The organism is Sneathia sp. DSM 16631, assembly GCF_014892235.1.
Taxonomy (GTDB): domain Bacteria; phylum Fusobacteriota; class Fusobacteriia; order Fusobacteriales; family Leptotrichiaceae; genus Sneathia; species Sneathia vaginalis.
In genome coordinates this window covers 207,604-225,585 of the sequence record NZ_JADBHL010000001.1, presented here as the reverse complement: position 1 = coordinate 225,585, position 17,982 = coordinate 207,604, and the positions used below count along the sequence as shown (strand labels likewise).

The window sequence follows — 17,982 nt, the reverse complement described above, 5'->3', positions numbered from 1 at the left end:
ATGGATTTGAAAGCATATTTTAATTTCTACTATTGTAGATATTACTTCTCCCATTTCAAATGAAACATTTGAAAGCATATTTTAATTTCTACTATTGTAGATAGTTATAAAGTTTTCTGCATACGCTTATTTGAAAGCATATTTTAATTTCTACTATTGTAGATTTTTATGATAATAGTGTATTTTTAATATTTGAAAGCATATTTTAATTTCTACTATTGTAGATAAAATGGGGCTATGAAGTACATTTTTGATTTGAAAGCATATTTTAATTTCTACTATTGTAGATATTACTTCTCCCATTTCAAATGAAACATTTGAAAGCATATTTTAATTTCTACTATTGTAGATTTTAGTTTTTTTCGTCTTTCTTTTATTATTTGAAAGCATATTTTAATTTCTACTATTGTAGATGGTATCTTAACTTTTACTGTTTCCCATATTTGAAAGCATATTTTAATTTCTACTATTGTAGATAGAGTAGTGTAATTTATGAATAGGGGACATTATTATAAATAGTTATAATAAATATGATATAAATGAGTCTTACATTGAAAATAATAAATATTCAAAGGGTAAAATCATTAAAATTACTAATTATAGATTTTAAAGTGTAGAGTTATTAGAAAAAGCAAAAGATAATATTTTTAATATTTGGAGTAAATTTGCATTAGAATATCACACAGATTTTAGGGATATATATAAAGTAACTTTTTCTAAAATTGTTGAAGTGTATAATAGAGTGTGTAAATTATAAAAAATAATTTATGTACTTTATTTTTATTTAAAATAATATATATTTTTTAGTTTGACAGTTTTTAAGGATATAAAAAACATATATTCTAATATTTATTATAGTTATAGCTTTTTTTGTTTTAAAAAAATGTGGTCATTTTCTTTTAATTTTTAATTAAATGTATAATGAATAAGAATGTAAAAAATTATACTGAAATTGATAGGAATATCAAAATATAACGTAAAAGAATAAATATGAAACAGAAGAAAATTATGTAGAAAAAACATATCATTTAGGTTTGTAATTTAGTTAATGGAGATAAAGGTAATGTGGAAAGATAGATTTGAAAAAAAGATTTTAGATAGAGGATATAGATATTATTTAATGAGAAAAGTTGAATTTCTTGAAGAAAAAGATGAAATATTGAAATTTATAGTGATTGGGACAAAAGAATATGAAGTTGTAATAGATACATATCATAGGGAAACTACTTGTAATTGTCCTTATGCACTTGGCGGAAAAAATTGTAAACATATGGTTGCGAGTATTTATGAGTATAACTCAAAAGGTAAGATGATAAGTAAATATGATCTTGAAGAAAGCAAGTGGATAGTAGAAAATATATTGAAAATATGTGACTCTAATGAATCTGAAGGTAAGCTTATGGAATTTTTAGATGATATTGAAGAATGTATTTATAATGACTTTAATAATTTAGCAGAGAATATTTTAATATTTTCTTTTGTAGAACTTGCATCATATGTTGAAAAATATAATATAAATAGTTTAATGATAATCACAGATAAAATAATGCGTTTACTTAAAATGAGTTTAAAATATAGAAAACATAATTTACAAGTAAAAATATTGAATAAGTTATATAATAAAATACAAAATATTTATTCTAAAAATCCAATAGTACTTTTATTCTATATATATCTAGAAAAAACTTTTACTAATTGTAGGAAAGAAGTTATAGACATACTACTAGAAAATATAAATGTAGAAGAAGATCTGTTTCTTGAAATGCTTTTTGAGATATATAGTAAGTACAAATATGATGAAAAGTTATCAGAGCTAGCAAATAGATATGATAATAAAGAAATGAGCTATAAATATATAATAGAAATGGAAAAAAGAAAAGAAAATTATGGAAAAGTTATAGAATATTGTGAAAAAGCTATAAAAACATTTGAAGACAATTCGTATTTTATAGAATATATAATAAAAATAACTAGAAATATTGATAAATACTTTGATAAATATTACAATAATGTACTATTAAATTTTGATAATACAAGAAAAATATTATACGAGGACTATGAAATAATTTGCAAAAAAATATCTAAAGATAAATTAATTGTTTTTAAAAAAAATATAATAGAATATCATTTAAAAACAGAAGTATATGTAAGAATTCTATATCACGAAAAAATGTATGAAAAAATTTTGAAGCAAAAACTAAGTAATATATTTGAATTTGAATACATTTATAACTATATGATAGAAAATTATGAAGACAAGCTATATTCCAAGATATGTACTGAAATTATAGAGCTTGTAAAGAAATCAAAGTCGATGAGTGATTATGAGAATATAGCTAACACTATGGAGTATTTAAATAAATTTAGGGATGGTTATGAAAAAAGATCTCAATTAGAAAAAAGTTTATTTGAAAAATATCCTAAAAAAACAAAATTAAATAAAGTGTTAAGCTATATTTAATAGGTATATATGCTGATATAATAATGCCAAATTTAGGATTAAAATTTGGGGAACAAAAGGGTACAATTTTATTAAAAATGTTCCCCAAAGGAGTAAAAATATAGAAAAGAAAATCGTTGATGCAGGATACTCAGAAGATCAATATCTGTTGATGTTATAAATAGCATTTTCTTCGCAAGAGCAAACATGAAGATAAATATTTATGATTAGGCTATATTATACACTCCCAAAATATTGATATAATTGATGTTGCAATCAAATTGCCTTTATTGTATGAAGACTCAAATTTTTCTTGATGGTAATAAGAGGGCATCTATTATTTTTGCAAATCATTATTTAATATCTCATGGAGGAAGCATTATTGATAAACTTATTTTGGAAAGCATGAATGAAGATGTGTATCAGATAAATTATAATTTTTTTAAGAATATTAAAAATAGCATCTAACCCTTAAAAGAGCAGATGCTATTTTTTTTATCAAATGAAAATAAGCATTTCCCAATACTATCTATATTATCAACCCACATTGTTTTATATTCTTCTTTTTCTTTCGTGCGATTCTAAAATAGATTCTTTCTTTAACCTATCCATTATATAAATTAGCATAAACATTATTCTTTGCAAGTAATTGTGTGTGTGTACCACGTTCTATTATTTCACCATTTTCAAGTACCATGATAACATCTGAATCTATTATTGTTGATAGTCTGTGTGCTATGACAAATACAGTTTTTCCATGCATCAATTTATCCATACCATCTTGTACAATTTTTTCAGTTCTTGTATCGATATTAGATGTTGCTTCATCTAGTATTAGAACAGGCGTATTACGTAATTTTGCACGTACAAGGCATAATAATTGTTTTTGTCCTTGAGAGAGTGTATCTGTATTACCAGATATGTATGTTTCGTAACCTTTTTCAAGTTGAGAGATAAAATGATGAGCACCTATTTGTTTTGCTACTTCTATGACCTCTTCTTTTGAAATAGTTTCATCTGAGTATCTAATATTATCTAAGATTGTTCCAGAAAAGAGTATACTATCCTGTAAAACAACAGTTATATTTTTTCTTAAATCAGACTTATTAATTCTTCTAATATCAATACCATCAAAAGTAATAGTTCCACTATCAATTTCATAGAATCGGTTAATAAGGTTAGTTATTGTGGTTTTACCACTACCTGTTGGACCAACGATAGCTATTTTTTGACCATATTTTGCATACATATTTATATTTTTCAATATTTTTTTATCTTTGTTATATGAAAAGTCAACGTTAATAAACTCAATATTTCCAACACATTTTACCTTTTCATTATTCTCTAATATCCAGTATCCATCTTTTAAGTATACCTTACCCTCATCAATTTCATTGTCTAGGTCCATAAGTTCAAAGACTCTTTTAGCTCCAGCAAGTGCTGAATTAACCATACCAACTTCAAAAGAAAAGATAAATAGAGGCATAGCTATTAGTCTGCTTAATAGTAAAAAACTTCCTATTGTACCTATTGAAGTATGAAATACAGTTCCGACAATTGCTATACATGCATATTGTAAGAAGTTTATTGTCCCTATAACGGGGAAGATAGTATTTGAATATATATTTGCACTTACTATACTTTTTAACCATGCATTATTTAAACGCTTAAATATTGAATTATTTCTTTTTTCATAGTTAAATAGTTTTACAATATTTTGACCATTAACGCTTTCTTCAATGTAACCGTTTATAGATCCAATATTTTTTTGGTTTGTGTCATAAGATTTAATGCTGTATTTTGAGAATAAATATATTATTAAATACGATAGGGCACTAAAGAATATTACAACGATTGCAAGCTTATATGAAATATATATCATAATAGCTAATAGAGCAATCATTTCGACTATACCACTAAAAATATTGAACATAGAAAATTCCAAGAAAGTGTTCATGGAGTCTATATCGTTTGTAAACTTACTCATAATATCTCCATGTTCATGTGTGTCAAAAAATACAATGGGTAAATTTTGTAGTTTTTCAAAAGCTTTTTTCCTAATACCGTACATAACATCTTGTGAAAGTGGTACTGCTAGTATGATATTAAGTTCTTCAAAGCAAACAGATATTAGGTAAACCAAACCTAAAATTGCAATATATTTAGGTAAAAGATCTAATCTTTTAGGGATTAAGACTTTATCGATAATAACTTGTATTAGTTTTGTTGAATAAGTACTACAAATTTTAAAAATTAGTATAGAGATAATTATTGTAAAAAATTTCAATGGGCTTTTTTTGAAGACCATATGTATCATTCGTTTAAGAGCTTTACTATTCTTCATCAAAATTACCTCCTTTTTGTATATTGTAAAATTCCTTATATATTTCATTATTATGTAGAAGATTTTCATTAGTATCAATATCTTGTATCATACCATTATCTAATACCATAACCTTATCACACGTTAAAACAGAAGATATTTTTTGACTTATGATAATTTTTGTACAGTTTTTACCTTTTAAGAAGTTCTTTATATCACGGTCTGTTTTCGTATCTATTGCACTAGTAGAATCATCTAGAATTAGTATAGGGCTATATTTTAAAAGACTTCTAGCGATATATAGTCTTTGTTTTTGACCACCTGAAAAGTTAGAACCGTATTGTTCGACCGTTTGGTCAAGTGAGCTTATGAAGTTTTGAGCTCTAACACCTTTTATTGCTTCTAGAATTTTTTCATCATCTAAATCACTATTTGCTAGTTTCATATTACTATATATATTACCTTTAAATAGAGTATTATTTTGCGATACTATACTTACTATATCACGTAAATAGTTAAGGTTTATATCCAAAATATTTTTATTTCCTATAGTTATACTACCACTAGTTGTGTTGTATAGACGAACTAGAAGGTTAACAAGACTAGTTTTACCACTTCCTGTAGCTCCTATTATTCCAAGACTTTCACCCTGTTTTAGTTTAAATGAAACATTTTTTAAAACATCATGGGTTGTAGGATAATCAAAATTAACATTTTTAAATTCTATGTCAAAATTGTCTAAGCTTGTTATATTACTACTGTCTACTTCATTTTCTTTTTCTAATATTTCAAATATTCTTACGATAGATATTTTAGACATTGCAAAGTCTGATATTATATATCCACATTCAAATAGGTTACCTAATATTTGTCCTGAATATGTCAAGATACTTAGGAATAGTCCTATAGTTATTTCTTTATTTATTATCATTTTACTTGCTATTATTATCATTAAAATATTGCAACCATAACCTAGCAATGTTAAAAGTGGATAAAATGAACTTAGTGTTGTATCCAAGAATTGCAAAGTTTTAGTAATTTTTTTACTTATCGTATTAAATTTCTTTATTTCTTTTTTCTCAGTGTTGTACGTCTTTATTACCTTAATACCTTTTAAATTTTCATCAATATTTTGATTTAAATCATCTGATAATTTAAATAGTATGTATAGTTGATTTAGTAATAGCTTTATCGCTAAAAGTATTAAAACGATTAATAAAGGGACCATAATAAAGAAAATTATGGATATTTTTTTAGATATTTTAAAGATCATTATAAATGACAAAAGTGCCATTATTGGACAACGTAAGGTGTATCTAATTAATGATTGATATGTGTTTTTTGCTTTTTGTATATCTTTTGTAAGTCTTGTAATAATACTATGTGTTCCAAGTTCATCTATTGTATATGACGGTAATTTTTGAATCTTTTGGAATAATTCAAATCGAAGATTAGATGCAAAACCACACGAAGCTTTAATAGCAGAAATGCTTGACGAAATACCGAGTATAAGGGATAAAAGTGTACAAATTAAAAGTTTTATGATAATAGTTTTATTAAGCCCGTTATCTACTAGCTTTGACATATATAAAGGTATTAGCATTTCAAGGAAGCTTTCTAGAGTTACGAAAATGGGAGCTAGAATAGCAAAAAATTTATACTGTTTTGTATATCTTGCAATTAATTTGAGCATAAATCCTCCTTTCTTTAGTGTAGTATAGAACATTTAACAGAAAAATACAATATGAAATATATGTAAGTAAATATTGATATTTTTTAAGGTGTGATGTATAATATTCTTAATAAATATTAAGGAGAACCAGTATGAGAAAAAGATTAACAAGAAGTAGAAAGAATAGAATGATATTTGGAGTCTGTGGAGGTATAGCAGAATACCTAGATATAGATCCAGTGATAGTAAGATTAATATTTTTGTTTTTTGGTGTAACTTTATTTTTATATATTGTTATGGCTGTTATTATACCAGAAGAAGATTATTGATAGTTTAAAAGTCAAGGCATTTAGCCTTGACTTATATTAAATATTCAATTAATGCAATATATTCCCAGATTAATAGTTCTACATCCTTATAGAATAAATAGATAACTTGCTTTTCTTCATTTGTTAATTTAGCATCTGATGCGTTTATTACAACGTCACACATTAGTAGTGAAAGATCTGCAATATTATCAATTGTAGTCTTGCAATTAAGATGTAGATAGCTAAAATCAGTTTCCTTTATTTTAATATTTTTTAATGTATTGTATAGATTAGAATATGTTGTTAGACTTAATTTTGTTTTTTGTGATAGGAAATTAAAGTCTTGAGATTCTTTACTTTCTTTATCACCAGTAGTTCTATATATTAGTGCCTTATATGGTAAATATACGCACTTAAATATGAATAAGAATGGAATAGCATCTAAATCCATTAGTAGACCGAATAAGCAATTAATCTTGTGTGATATTTCATCGACTTGATTTTTAAATTCTATTATGTCTTTGTAATTTAGGTTAGTAACGATGTCATATATTTTGTTAATTTTTATGCTAACATCTGAATCTTCACCAAGTGAACGAATAATATTAGTTTTAAAGTCTTTAAATTCTTGTGTCTTTTCATTTCTGATAAATGACTTTATTTTTTTAGGATTAGTTAATTTTTCAGTACCAAAGTATAAATCAAAGTATAGATAATTAAAAAATATCATTATGTATTCTGCAATAGATGGATGAGTTTTCATATCTTTTAATATATATTCATCAGTTGTTGCTAGAATTTTTTCTATTAATTCACGCTTTTTTTTATCATTAGCTTCATTTATTACTGCAATAAAAGCATCTGAATAACTGTAAAAACCTAGGGAGACATCTTTGATTTTTTGATTTAAATAAGCTTTTTTAACTTGAACATCAAAATTTTCAAAATGTTTACAGTGTCTTAACTTTTCAAATGTAGACACTAAAAGATATTGGTTTAATAAATTTAATTCCATAAAATCCCTCACTTCTTCCTATAATATATAGTATAGCCTTAAAATAGACATAGTCAACGCTTGACAAACCTTATTATTATGTGTTATTATAGTTTGTTGAATTTATACAACGTCTGTATTACCAATACAAATAATTTGATTGGGAGGAATAAAAATGAGAGTACAAGTAATTTTGGAATGCACAGAAACAAAGTTGAGACACTATGTGACAACTAAAAACAAAAAGACACATCCTGAAAGATTGGAATTAAGAAAGTATAATCCAGTTTTAAAGAAATACACTCTATACAGAGAAGTTAAGTAGTAGTTAGGCCAGTAGTTCAATTGGTAGAGCATCGGTCTCCAAAACCGAGTGTTGTAGGTTCGAGTCCTATCTGGCCTGCCATTTTATTTTATGGAGTATAATATGAAAGATGAAAAGAAAAAGAATCTTCTAACTAGAATAGTAGATGAGTATAAGAAGGTAACATGGGCAAGTGCTTCAGAAGTAGTTCAAGTTACTATAATCGTTCTATTAATTACTGCATTTATTGCTATTATGATAATAATGTTTGACTTTGCATTTAATTTGATTATAAAGAATGCAACAACATTATTAAGAAGTTTAATTAAATAGAGGTGAGATGAATGAAATGCGAAAATAAATGGTATTTAATTCATACATATTCTGGTTATGAAAAAAAAGTTAGAGACGATTTAAAAAATAGAGTGAAATCTCTGGATATGTTGGATAGAGTTTTTAGAATTTTTGTCCCAGAAGAAGAAGTCGAAGAAGAAAAAAGAGGTAAAAGAGTTATTACTTATAGAAAACTATTTCCAAGTTATGTAATGGTAGAAATGAAGACAACATTAGAAGAAACAGAAAACTCATTAAATTATCATGTTGATAGTGAAGCATGGTATGCAGTGCGTAATACCAATGGTGTTACAGGGTTTGTTGGTGTTGGTTCAGATCCTATACCTATGTCTGATGAAGAAGTTGAAAGAATCATGAAAATGGTTAAAACTACAGTAGTTAAAGCTTCTGAAAAATTAGAAAAATTAAAAGTTGGAGATGTTGTTGATATTATTGATGGTGATTACCTAGGTAACACTGGAACAATATTAGAAATTTATAAGGATAAGGAAGAAGTTATGGTATCAACTCTTAATGAGAAAGCAAAGCCAATATTGAAAGTTGATCAAATTAAAAAGTAATATTTAAGTGGGAGAATATTTCAATTACCACAAAGGAGGATAATTTAAATGGCTAAAGAAGTAGTAGACAAAGTTAAATTACAAATAAGTGCAGGAAAAGCAAATCCAGCTCCACCAGTTGGATCAGCATTAGGACCTAAAGGAATAAATATTCCTGAATTTTGTAAAGCGTTCAATGCACAAACACAAGATAAGATGGGATTCATTATACCAGTTGAAATTACTGTATATTCTGACAGAAGTTTCACATTTAAATTGAAGACACCACCTGCATCAGATTTATTAAAGAAAGCCGCTAAAGTTGAAAAAGGAGCTCATAACTCTAAAAAAGAAGTTGCAGGAACTGTAACTAAGGATCAAATTAAAGAAATAGCTGAATTAAAAATGCCAGACTTAAATGCAAGTAGTGTTGAAACAGCTATGAATATAATTGCTGGAACAGCAAGAAGTATGGGAATCAAAGTACAAGATTAGTAAATAAGTGGAAGGTTTTATACCAATGACCACAGAGGAGGATTAATTAGATGGCAAAAAGAGGAAAAAGATATAACGAAATTTCTCAAAAAGTAGATAAATTAAAGATATATACACCAGAAGAAGCACTAGAACTATTATTTGAAACTAGAAGTGCTAAATTTGTAGAAACTGTTGAATTAGCAGTTAAATTAGGAGTAGATCCTAGACATGCTGATCAACAAGTAAGAGGTACTGTTGTATTACCAAATGGTACAGGTAAAAAGATAAGAATACTTGCAATAACTCAAGGAGAAAACATTGAAAAAGCATTAAAAGCAGGAGCTACATATGCTGGAGACGATGAATATGTTGCAAAGATTCAACAAGGATGGTTTGATTTTGATTTAGTTATAGCTACACCTGATATGATGCCAAAATTAGGTAGATTAGGTAAGATATTAGGAACTAAAGGTTTAATGCCTAACCCTAAATCAGGAACAGTTACAACTGATATTTCAAAGACTGTTGAAGAATTTATGAAAGGTAAAGTTGCATTTAAAGTAGACAAATTAGGATCTATACATTTACCTTTAGGAAAAGTTGATTTTGAAAAAGAAAAAGTTATTGAAAACTTTAAAGTTGCTTTAGGACAAATAATTAAATTAAAACCAGCAACTTCAAAAGGTCAATATTTAAGAACTGTTGCTATTTCATTAACAATGGGACCTGGAATTAAAATTGATCCATTATTAGTAGTAAATTATGTAGCTAAATAATAAGTGATATATAGGTTAAGTCTTGTCAAAAGATTTAACCTTTTTTTGTACATTGACATTTTTAATTCTCATGTTACACTTATACTAGATGACGATAAGGAGCTGATAGTTATGAATTCATATTTTTTGGCCCTACAAGAGATGAAAGATAATTTTAATGATAAATATATAGTTATACTTGATAGAAAAAATGCAGATTTTTTGTATAAAGGTTTTGTTTCTGTAGAGGAATATGATTATGAGGAGGATGAAATATTTAAAAGAATATTTGTATTTCATTTAGAAAATGGTAATATGATAACATTTGATTTTGAAGATGCCATATATGTTAAGTTAAATAAGTTAGATGAGTACGGACTTATATATGATAATTATTTAATAATGACAAATAACTTACATAAGGATAATATACGAAACTATATTAATTTCCAAAATATAGATTTTACAAATAATGATATAGAAAATATATTATATGAAAAAAATCAATTTTAATATTGATTTTTTTTTGTAGTAAAATTGGCTATTGATTTTAAAGAAGCATATATATTTTTAATTTTTAAACTAGGTAAGCATATATTCTTTTAAATTTACAGGGTAAAATTTTTGTGATAGTATAGGGATACAAAAATTTAAAAGGGGTGATTTGTATGAAAATACAAAAAAAACGTAATCACGGTTTTACTTTAATTGAAGTAATAGCTGTCATGGCAATCATGTCATTAATTGCAACAATCGCAATACCTAAGGTGACTAAGTACATCGATAGGGCGAATAAGACTAGGGTAATTGCAGCAGTATCAGAGCTTAATAATCATGTTTTAAGTACTGAAATAACTGAAAAGGAAGCATTGAATAATATTGCTGCTGTATTAACAAGTTATGGTGATTTAAAATCATTAAAAATTGGTGCAACAGAACAAGGTGCATTTAAATCTGGTAGAGTTACTGGTACTTTAAAATTCGATAAGGGTGTAGTAACAGCTGAAATAACAACACCTGATGAATTAAAAGGTACAGTTGGACCTAATCAAATTCAATGATACACATCGTAGATATCATATTCCATATCACATTTCTATATTCTTGCTATATGGATATAGTAAGAAGGATTATTCCAGAAAAATCATTTTTAATTCTCTTATTTTTATCAATTATTAGAATATTACTTACAAACAAATTACTTAATATGTATTTAGCTATCAGTATTTTTATATTCCCTATATTCATTCAAATGTTAGTTGAAACATATTTAGAAAAAGAAATAATAGGCTTGGGAGATATAAAGCTATTTGTAACAGTTGGTCTATTTTTTTGTAGCACTGATATTATGTTTGTATTAAAATTCTATAATATCTTATACATATTCTCAGCAATATATATATTGATATTAAGAAGAATAAGGGGGTATATTGCATTTGCACCAATGATATATTTAGCATTTTGTATATTTAATTTAGGAGTTTTATGAAAAACAAGGGAGAAATGTTAATAGAGAGCTTACTTTCTTTGGTTATTATTTCCTTAGCTTTAATACCTATTTCCAATACATTAGGTAAGACAAGTAAGACAAAAAATCGTATAAATATCGCTATAAACAAAAGAATAAAAGAGAAAAATAAGTTGGAGGAGATAAAAAGCCTTAATTATTCAGAGTTTTTGAGCTATGTACGAAGAGATAGGGATGTGACGTATAAGAAGACGAGTACAACATATTCTTTATTTACCGATGAGAGTATATATATTATTAAGGTGGGTGAATATGAAGACGTATACATACCGTAATAAAGGCGTTATCTTAATCGAGTATTTTATTGTAACACTAATATTTTTTACATTTTTAGTAATATGCTCAGTTTTTTTGAAAAGAAGCTATTTTACAAGAAAAGATATAAATAAGGACATTAGTTCATATGAGATAAATAAGGTGTTAGATAAAATAGCATATATGGTTGTAATAGATAACAACGTTGAAGTAACAAGTAATAGCATAGTATTAGATGATGTAGTTTTAAAATTAGAGAATAAGGTTTTAAAAGTATATAGTAATAAGTATAGGCAAGCAGATAAGCTATTTTCTTTTGATAGAAGTAATATTTTTAAAACTGAGAATAAAGTAAGTATTGAATTTGAAATAAAGGGGAAGAAATACAATAGGGTGATGAGTCTAAAATGAAAAAGAAAAATATGGGATCATCTTTAATATATATTTTAATAATGCTATCAATTTTATCTATAGTATCTTATGGTTTCTTTGAGTATGTTCATGAGAAGAATAGGATTAGTAAAATTGATAAGTACAAGATTGATAAGAATATATTGAAGAAAAGATTAATAAAAAAAGAAAAGCGTCAGGTAAATATTTTAAATAATAGAGGATATTTATCATATGTACGTTTGAAAAATATTGGAAGTTCATATACTGATTATGGGACAAATAGGGGTGCATATTTTAATATGTGCATTGGTACAAGAGAAATTACTGAAAAAATATTAGTTTCAGGTTCAGGTGAAAATGATGAAATTGAATTTGAGGGTAACTATATATTTTTTGAAGATCCTAAATATGAGTATAAGACAAGAAGAGTAACAGATTTAGACTTTTTAATATATGATATTTACAAAAAAAGTATAGGAGGCTATACAGTACAAAAAGTGGAGACATCTAGTAGAAGATCATTGAGTTTACCTTTAAAAAGAGAGGTTGATTATGGGACTATTTACGCATATTATTCAAAAAGTGTTTTAGACATACCTATAAAGATTAGAGAAAAGATAAGCTTTTCAAGAAGAAGTGGTAAATTAGTCCCAATTAGTCAAGAAATTGTATATTTAGATGAGGTAAAAAATGATTAAAATATTTGCAAAGAAAGATGAGATTTTTCTAAAATGTAAAGAAAAGATATACTATTTTAAGTTAATAGAATTAGAAAAAGACTTGGAAGATATAATATTTCAGTGTAGTTTAGACAAAAAAGAAAAGATATATTTAATACTTGATTTTGAAGCTTATGAAAGTCAATACTATATCGACATATTCACTTTCTATAACTTCAAAATTAGAAAGTTAGTAGAATTTCAAGATATATTGTCTATGTTGAATGAAGAAATAATATATTTAGGAGAAAAAAGTAGCTTACATATCAAGGATAAAAAAATTGAAAAAATAGATGTATGTTTAAGTGATGAATTTGACTATAACGGTATAAGAAGTATTTATGTAAGAAAAGAGAATATAGAAGAAATTTTCGATATAATCGAAAAGGTGAAAATAAGGAAAATATATGCCATAAATTTATTAAAAAAAGATCAGATATTAATATTAATTTCTGCTATGTTCCTTATCTCTAGCTACATAACAACAACAATCTTGTATAGTACTGATAAATTAGAAAAGAGTATACAAGTAAATAGGGTAAAAAAAGGTAAAATAGACGCAGATATATTAAATACTAAAGAGTATATAAAAAAATTGGAAAAAGAGATAAGTGAAAATGAAGTTGTACAAGATTTAAGTTTAGAAATTAAAAATACTGAATACTATACTTTAATTAAGGATATAATATCTTATACCAAAAAGGGCATAGACTTAAAAAGTATTGAATATATAAATAATACACTAATAGTTGAAGGACAAGCAGACGACTATAACAGTGTAATTAATAACTTTAAAGACTTCACTATTGATTACTTAGTAAGTGAAAATGATAGGATAGGTTTTAAGATACTAAAGGAGGGTTTAAATGACTAAGTATATAGAAAAATATATTGGTATGTGCTTTATAACACTTTCGATATTCTCATCAGTATTAATCTTCAATACTAAAAAAACAAAGTATATGACAAAATTTTTATACAACAAAAATATATTAAATAATATAAAAGCAGATGAGTTACAAATAAAAGATTTAGTAAATGAGAAAAATAGTCTTGAAACAAAAGTTATTGAGAATAATAATAAAATTTCTGACATAAAAAATAAGTTGGAAGATTATGTAATAACAGAAGATGAATTTAAAAAAATAATGTACAGTTTAGCAAGTAAAAGTGGTTTAAAATTAATTAAAATAACAAAAAAGCAACAATTTAGCAATTTTTTTGAGTATAGTTTATGCTATTCAAATGTGCAGTTAAAAGGGGATTTAAGTTCATTAGGAAGATTTTTATACTACATAAATCAGATACCTAAACATATAGATACATCTAAATTCAGTTTAAGTGTAAATCAAGACAATCAGATATTAAATTTAGGGTATATAGAAAAAAAGGTGGTGTAAATGATTAAAAGAATATTTTTTGTAATGTTACTTTTTTCAAATATTTGCTTTTCTTACACTACTAAAAAAATGGAAAAAGAAGCAAATAACATATTTATCCCTATTACTAAAGTGACGGTAGAAAGTAAGTTAAATAATAGTATTACAAGAGAATTTGTTGATAAAAATGTAGTGTATAAATTAAAAAATAAGGTTGCAAATGATGTAATACCAGTTTTAATGGGTATTAATAATGTAAAAGTTAAGGGTATTGATGACTTTTTAATATTATCAGGTAAGCAAAAAGACGTAGAAGATATTAAAGATTTAATAGAGCAAATAGATATTATGAAAAAACAGGTATTAGTTAAGTTAAATATAATAGATACAAGTAAAAATCTATTTGATAGAATAGGATTCAATTGGAAATTTAATTCAAATTTTTCAATAATAGGTGCAGTTTCAGATTTCTTGGCAGGTAATTTGAGTTTTACTAACTTATTAAGAAATAGTTCAAAAATATTTGATGTAAATATAGATGCACTAAAAGAAAAAGGTGAAATAGTATTAAAATCAAGTCCCAATATATTAGTAGTTGATGGTAATAAAGGGATGTTTAAGGTAACTGACGAAACTGTTTTAATAGTTAAGGGTGATAAAAAAGAAAATGCTATGTCAAGAGAAGCAGGTATAATATTAGAAGTTTTACCAAAAATAAAGCAAAATTTAGACACTAATTATGTCGAGGTAAAGATAAAAGCAGAGATTAGTAATTTTAAGTCTCGTGAAACAAAAAAACAAAATGTAATAGAAACAGTTGTGAATGTTGAAGATAAGAAGAGTATATTTATAGGGGGTACTATTAACTTAGTCACAGATAAGACAACAAGTAAGACTCCTATACTAGGAGATATACCAATAATAGGTAGTCTTTTTACATATAAGAGTAAGGCTAATGTTCAAAGAGAAGTATATATGGAATTAGAAGTAGGTATAGTATGAGTGATTTTGCATTTAGAAAAAAATTTTCTGAACAATTAAGTGATTTAATTGAAGGAGATATCAACTTATTAGAAGCAATAGGAATTCTTAAAAGATCATTTAAAGGTAAAAAAAGAGAAAAAGTAATGAAGTTACAGTATCTGTTAGAAAAAGGTAAAAATTTAGATGAAGCTTTTAGTTGTATTTCAACAGATAAAGAATTCTTATCGTTTGTTAAAACGGGAGAAAAAACGGGTGATCTGAAGAAGTGCTTTAAGCTTTTAAAAGAAAAATATACTTTCATATCACAATTAAAATCAGAAGTAATTTCTATCCTTATTTATCCCATCATGGTAATATTAGCAGCCATCGTTATTTTCAATGTTCTTTTACTATTAGTAGTTCCAAAATTTATAGACATATACCAAGAATTAGGACAAAATTTACCTAAAATAACAATGGTGGTAATAAATATATCTAATTTTTTAATTAAGTATAGGTTAATGATAGCAATATTTTTTGTATTCTTATCAGGTGTAATATATTTTTGTATATTAAGACAAAAAAGTGTATTAGATAGAATGCTATACAAAGTGGGTATAGTAAGGTTGTATATACTTTTAAGTTTTACTCAAAATATGTATGCATCGTTTTCATCTGGTATAGAATTCTTAGAAGCATTAAAGTTATCAATGAATACTAATAATATAGTATTTAGAAATGAATTAAATAGGATATACAAAAGAATAGAAAAAGGTGATAGTATAAATTATGCTTTTAATAACTCAAGCTTTTTTGACGAAGAATACAAAAGCTATATTATAATAGCAGATATGACGGCAGATTTATCTAAAACATTTAATACACTAACTGTAATATTAAATAACAGATTAAGGTATAAAGTTAAAATATATCTAAAGTTTCTAGAACCTATATCCATACTAATAATAGCTATCTTTGTAGGACTAATTGTTTTAGCGATAATGTTACCATTATTTAATTTGGGTGAAAATTTAATGTAAAAGATATAAATAACTAGTGATAAATTCTTAATATCAGAATAAAGGGGGAATTTGCATATCTAAGACAAAAAAAGATACAATCGAAGCAAAAGGGTTTGCTATTCAAATTTATACTAAAGACTTTAAAAATGACTACATAAGTCTAACGGATATTTCTAGATATAAAAGTGATGAGCCAAGTGATGTAATAAAAAATTGGATGAGAAGAAAAGATACAATTGAATTTCTTGGTTTATGGGGAAGCTTAAATAATATGAATTTCAATTCGGTCGAATTCGACCGAATTAAATCTGAAGCTGGATATAATACCTTTACATTATCTCCAAAGAAATGGGTAGAGAAAACAGAAGCAATCGGAATTATCTCAAAAGGTGGAAGATATGGCGGTACATTTGCACATACAGATATTGCCTTTGAATTTGCTTCATGGATTTCTGCTGAGTTTAAGATGTATGTAATTCAAGATTATAAAAGACTTAAGTCAGATGAAAATTCTAAGCTATCGTTAGGTTGGAATTTGAATAGAGAAATTTCTAAGATTAATTATAAAATTCATACAGATTCAATTAGTGAAGCAGATATGCTAAATGTTGCCTTATTTAACAAGAGATCTAAACAGTGGCGTGAAGAAAATCCTAACTTAAAGGGTAATATGAGAGACTATGCAAGCCTGAATGAATTACTTGTGCTTGCTAGAACCCAGCTTATGTCAATTGAAAAGTTGAACAATACAGGGATTAAGAGCTTAGAAAATAAAAGTTAAAATATATCTAAAGTTTCTAGAGCCTATATCCATACTAATAATAGCTATCTTTGTAGGACTAACTTTGTAGGACTAATTGTTTTAGCAATAATGTTACCGTTATTTAATTTGGGTGAAAATTTAATGTAAAAAAATTCGTTATTTAGAAAATTAGTCTTGAATTTATTATACAAAATGATATAATAAATACAGAAATAAATAGGGTTTCAGAGATGTGTGTTCTCTTACCGAGAGTACGGGTTGGAAATATACTAGACGGACATACACGCACAGTTATACTTAATCTGGGTCTACTGTGGTAAGTTGTTGAAAAAACGGAATACTAAAAGTAAATTAAAAGACTAAATTATAGAAATATAGTTTGGTCTTTTTTGTTGTAATTTTTTAGAAAGGTAAACAAACAATGAATAAAATAAAAGAAATATATAATTGGTACAAAGAATTTAATAACAAGGAAATTGTAATACAAACAGAAAATAAAAACTTAGAAATAAAAATTAATAATAAAGCTTTGCCACATTTATTAGGCATACATTATATAGGTGTTAAAAATAAAATACCTGTTAGAGAATTAATACATAAAATAAAAACATTACATGATGAAGATATTTTTAAAGAAATATTTATAAATAATCCTAATACTATATCAAGTGTAAAAAATAGAATAAATAATTTTGAAGAATTTATGAAAAATTTAGAAAATGCAATATTGGTAGAAAATACATATGATTCTACCTTAAAATCACAACATTTTTTCATACAAACAAAAGAAAATA

Annotated in this window: 22 protein-coding genes, 1 tRNA gene and 1 CRISPR repeat array; of the genes, 20 read left to right on the top strand and 3 right to left on the bottom strand. The window is 25.7% G+C overall.

Annotated features, from left to right (window positions below):
• Nucleotides 1-4: 4 nt before the first annotated feature.
• A CRISPR array of direct repeats spans nucleotides 5-477; the repeat unit is 36 nt; unit sequence ATTTGAAAGCATATTTTAATTTCTACTATTGTAGAT.
• 586 nt (nucleotides 478-1,063) lie between these two features.
• The gene (locus IMK15_RS01130) at nucleotides 1,064-2,461 is read left to right on the top strand and encodes an SWIM zinc finger family protein (protein WP_192941579.1); all 1,398 of its coding nucleotides are present in this window, start codon (nucleotides 1,064-1,066) and stop codon (nucleotides 2,459-2,461) included.
• Nucleotides 2,462-3,044: 583 nt separating this feature from the next.
• Here the strand turns inward: IMK15_RS01130 and IMK15_RS01125 are convergent.
• On the bottom strand, nucleotides 3,045-4,784 hold the full coding sequence (locus tag IMK15_RS01125) for an ABC transporter ATP-binding protein (protein ID WP_192941578.1): 1,740 nt from the start codon (nucleotides 4,782-4,784) through the stop codon (nucleotides 3,045-3,047).
• The gene (locus IMK15_RS01120) at nucleotides 4,774-6,456 is read right to left on the bottom strand and encodes an ABC transporter ATP-binding protein (protein ID WP_192941577.1); all 1,683 of its coding nucleotides are present in this window, start codon (nucleotides 6,454-6,456) and stop codon (nucleotides 4,774-4,776) included. The genes IMK15_RS01125 and IMK15_RS01120 overlap by 11 nt, the downstream gene beginning before the upstream one ends.
• 131 nt (nucleotides 6,457-6,587) lie before the next feature.
• Here IMK15_RS01120 and IMK15_RS01115 point away from each other — a divergent pair, with 131 nt between their 5' ends.
• Nucleotides 6,588-6,764: a PspC domain-containing protein gene (locus tag IMK15_RS01115; RefSeq protein ID WP_192941576.1), complete on the top strand. Its 177-nt coding sequence runs from the start codon at nucleotides 6,588-6,590 to the stop codon at nucleotides 6,762-6,764.
• A 31-nt stretch (nucleotides 6,765-6,795) separates the two neighbouring features.
• On the opposite strand, the gene IMK15_RS01110 is transcribed toward IMK15_RS01115, so the two are convergent.
• Nucleotides 6,796-7,758, bottom strand: coding sequence for a hypothetical protein (locus IMK15_RS01110; protein WP_192941575.1), 963 nt, complete (start codon nucleotides 7,756-7,758; stop codon nucleotides 6,796-6,798).
• Nucleotides 7,759-7,912: 154 nt separating this feature from the next.
• Here IMK15_RS01110 and rpmG point away from each other — a divergent pair, with 154 nt between their 5' ends.
• The 18 genes from rpmG to IMK15_RS01020 form a co-directional block, all read left to right on the top strand.
• The gene (gene rpmG / locus IMK15_RS01105; protein ID WP_046328610.1) at nucleotides 7,913-8,062 is read left to right on the top strand and encodes a 50S ribosomal protein L33; all 150 of its coding nucleotides are present in this window, start codon (nucleotides 7,913-7,915) and stop codon (nucleotides 8,060-8,062) included.
• 5 nt (nucleotides 8,063-8,067) lie between these two features.
• Nucleotides 8,068-8,143: transfer RNA gene (locus IMK15_RS01100), tRNA-Trp, on the top strand.
• 21 nt (nucleotides 8,144-8,164) lie between these two features.
• Nucleotides 8,165-8,374, top strand: coding sequence for a preprotein translocase subunit SecE (gene secE / locus IMK15_RS01095; protein WP_046328611.1), 210 nt, complete (start codon nucleotides 8,165-8,167; stop codon nucleotides 8,372-8,374).
• Nucleotides 8,375-8,385: 11 nt separating this feature from the next.
• Nucleotides 8,386-8,955: a transcription termination/antitermination protein NusG gene (gene nusG / locus IMK15_RS01090; protein WP_046328612.1), complete on the top strand. Its 570-nt coding sequence runs from the start codon at nucleotides 8,386-8,388 to the stop codon at nucleotides 8,953-8,955.
• Between the two features lie 48 nt (nucleotides 8,956-9,003).
• The gene (gene rplK / locus IMK15_RS01085; RefSeq protein ID WP_046328613.1) at nucleotides 9,004-9,429 is read left to right on the top strand and encodes a 50S ribosomal protein L11; all 426 of its coding nucleotides are present in this window, start codon (nucleotides 9,004-9,006) and stop codon (nucleotides 9,427-9,429) included.
• A 50-nt stretch (nucleotides 9,430-9,479) separates the two neighbouring features.
• Complete coding sequence (rplA, locus tag IMK15_RS01080) at nucleotides 9,480-10,187, top strand: 50S ribosomal protein L1 (protein ID WP_192941574.1); 708 nt, start codon at nucleotides 9,480-9,482, stop codon at nucleotides 10,185-10,187.
• Between the two features lie 111 nt (nucleotides 10,188-10,298).
• On the top strand, nucleotides 10,299-10,679 hold the full coding sequence (locus IMK15_RS01075; RefSeq protein ID WP_192941573.1) for a hypothetical protein: 381 nt from the start codon (nucleotides 10,299-10,301) through the stop codon (nucleotides 10,677-10,679).
• A 155-nt stretch (nucleotides 10,680-10,834) separates the two neighbouring features.
• The gene (locus tag IMK15_RS01070; protein WP_046328616.1) at nucleotides 10,835-11,227 is read left to right on the top strand and encodes a type II secretion system protein; all 393 of its coding nucleotides are present in this window, start codon (nucleotides 10,835-10,837) and stop codon (nucleotides 11,225-11,227) included.
• A complete protein-coding gene (locus IMK15_RS01065; RefSeq protein ID WP_046328617.1) occupies nucleotides 11,224-11,655 on the top strand; it encodes a prepilin peptidase in 432 nt (143 codons plus the stop codon). The genes IMK15_RS01070 and IMK15_RS01065 overlap by 4 nt, the downstream gene beginning before the upstream one ends.
• Nucleotides 11,652-11,969: a hypothetical protein gene (locus IMK15_RS01060; RefSeq protein WP_052727677.1), complete on the top strand. Its 318-nt coding sequence runs from the start codon at nucleotides 11,652-11,654 to the stop codon at nucleotides 11,967-11,969. The genes IMK15_RS01065 and IMK15_RS01060 overlap by 4 nt, the downstream gene beginning before the upstream one ends.
• Complete coding sequence (locus IMK15_RS01055; protein ID WP_192941572.1) at nucleotides 11,947-12,360, top strand: hypothetical protein; 414 nt, start codon at nucleotides 11,947-11,949, stop codon at nucleotides 12,358-12,360. Before IMK15_RS01060 ends, IMK15_RS01055 begins: the two co-directional genes overlap by 23 nt.
• Entirely contained in the window at nucleotides 12,357-13,040 is a 684-nt protein-coding gene (locus IMK15_RS01050) for a hypothetical protein (protein ID WP_192941571.1), read from the top strand. Before IMK15_RS01055 ends, IMK15_RS01050 begins: the two co-directional genes overlap by 4 nt.
• Nucleotides 13,033-13,935, top strand: a complete 903-nt coding sequence (locus tag IMK15_RS01045) for a hypothetical protein (RefSeq protein WP_192941570.1) — start codon at nucleotides 13,033-13,035, stop codon at nucleotides 13,933-13,935. The genes IMK15_RS01050 and IMK15_RS01045 overlap by 8 nt, the downstream gene beginning before the upstream one ends.
• Complete coding sequence (locus tag IMK15_RS01040; protein ID WP_192941569.1) at nucleotides 13,928-14,461, top strand: hypothetical protein; 534 nt, start codon at nucleotides 13,928-13,930, stop codon at nucleotides 14,459-14,461. The genes IMK15_RS01045 and IMK15_RS01040 overlap by 8 nt, the downstream gene beginning before the upstream one ends.
• The gene (locus IMK15_RS01035; protein WP_192941568.1) at nucleotides 14,462-15,442 is read left to right on the top strand and encodes a hypothetical protein; all 981 of its coding nucleotides are present in this window, start codon (nucleotides 14,462-14,464) and stop codon (nucleotides 15,440-15,442) included.
• Nucleotides 15,439-16,443, top strand: coding sequence for a type II secretion system F family protein (locus IMK15_RS01030; protein ID WP_192941567.1), 1,005 nt, complete (start codon nucleotides 15,439-15,441; stop codon nucleotides 16,441-16,443). Before IMK15_RS01035 ends, IMK15_RS01030 begins: the two co-directional genes overlap by 4 nt.
• A 55-nt stretch (nucleotides 16,444-16,498) precedes the next feature.
• The gene (locus IMK15_RS01025; protein WP_192941640.1) at nucleotides 16,499-17,206 is read left to right on the top strand and encodes a KilA-N domain-containing protein; all 708 of its coding nucleotides are present in this window, start codon (nucleotides 16,499-16,501) and stop codon (nucleotides 17,204-17,206) included.
• Between the two features lie 403 nt (nucleotides 17,207-17,609).
• Nucleotides 17,610-17,982 (top strand): PBECR4 domain-containing protein (locus tag IMK15_RS01020; protein WP_226869147.1); only part of this gene is annotated, 373 nt, incomplete at its 3' end.

What these genes read in the sequence shown, in the direction of transcription:
- IMK15_RS01075 (WP_192941573.1), top strand. Translation starts at nt 10,299, where the DNA reads ATGAATTCATATTTTTTGGCCCTACAAGAGATGAAAGATAATTTTAAT.
- rplK (WP_046328613.1), top strand. Translation starts at nt 9,004, where the DNA reads ATGGCTAAAGAAGTAGTAGACAAAGTTAAATTACAAATAAGTGCAGGA.
- IMK15_RS01110 (WP_192941575.1), bottom strand. Translation starts at nt 7,758, where the DNA reads ATGGAATTAAATTTATTAAACCAATATCTTTTAGTGTCTACATTTGAA.
- secE (WP_046328611.1), top strand. Translation starts at nt 8,165, where the DNA reads ATGAAAGATGAAAAGAAAAAGAATCTTCTAACTAGAATAGTAGATGAG.
- IMK15_RS01055 (WP_192941572.1), top strand. Translation starts at nt 11,947, where the DNA reads ATGAAGACGTATACATACCGTAATAAAGGCGTTATCTTAATCGAGTAT.
- rpmG (WP_046328610.1), top strand. Translation starts at nt 7,913, where the DNA reads ATGAGAGTACAAGTAATTTTGGAATGCACAGAAACAAAGTTGAGACAC.
- IMK15_RS01130 (WP_192941579.1), top strand. Translation starts at nt 1,064, where the DNA reads ATGTGGAAAGATAGATTTGAAAAAAAGATTTTAGATAGAGGATATAGA.
- IMK15_RS01125 (WP_192941578.1), bottom strand. Translation starts at nt 4,784, where the DNA reads ATGAAGAATAGTAAAGCTCTTAAACGAATGATACATATGGTCTTCAAA.
- nusG (WP_046328612.1), top strand. Translation starts at nt 8,386, where the DNA reads ATGAAATGCGAAAATAAATGGTATTTAATTCATACATATTCTGGTTAT.
- IMK15_RS01040 (WP_192941569.1), top strand. Translation starts at nt 13,928, where the DNA reads ATGACTAAGTATATAGAAAAATATATTGGTATGTGCTTTATAACACTT.
- IMK15_RS01050 (WP_192941571.1), top strand. Translation starts at nt 12,357, where the DNA reads ATGAAAAAGAAAAATATGGGATCATCTTTAATATATATTTTAATAATG.
- IMK15_RS01030 (WP_192941567.1), top strand. Translation starts at nt 15,439, where the DNA reads ATGAGTGATTTTGCATTTAGAAAAAAATTTTCTGAACAATTAAGTGAT.
- IMK15_RS01060 (WP_052727677.1), top strand. Translation starts at nt 11,652, where the DNA reads ATGAAAAACAAGGGAGAAATGTTAATAGAGAGCTTACTTTCTTTGGTT.
- IMK15_RS01035 (WP_192941568.1), top strand. Translation starts at nt 14,462, where the DNA reads ATGATTAAAAGAATATTTTTTGTAATGTTACTTTTTTCAAATATTTGC.
- IMK15_RS01045 (WP_192941570.1), top strand. Translation starts at nt 13,033, where the DNA reads ATGATTAAAATATTTGCAAAGAAAGATGAGATTTTTCTAAAATGTAAA.
- rplA (WP_192941574.1), top strand. Translation starts at nt 9,480, where the DNA reads ATGGCAAAAAGAGGAAAAAGATATAACGAAATTTCTCAAAAAGTAGAT.
- IMK15_RS01115 (WP_192941576.1), top strand. Translation starts at nt 6,588, where the DNA reads ATGAGAAAAAGATTAACAAGAAGTAGAAAGAATAGAATGATATTTGGA.
- IMK15_RS01120 (WP_192941577.1), bottom strand. Translation starts at nt 6,456, where the DNA reads ATGCTCAAATTAATTGCAAGATATACAAAACAGTATAAATTTTTTGCT.
- IMK15_RS01070 (WP_046328616.1), top strand. Translation starts at nt 10,835, where the DNA reads ATGAAAATACAAAAAAAACGTAATCACGGTTTTACTTTAATTGAAGTA.
- IMK15_RS01065 (WP_046328617.1), top strand. Translation starts at nt 11,224, where the DNA reads ATGATACACATCGTAGATATCATATTCCATATCACATTTCTATATTCT.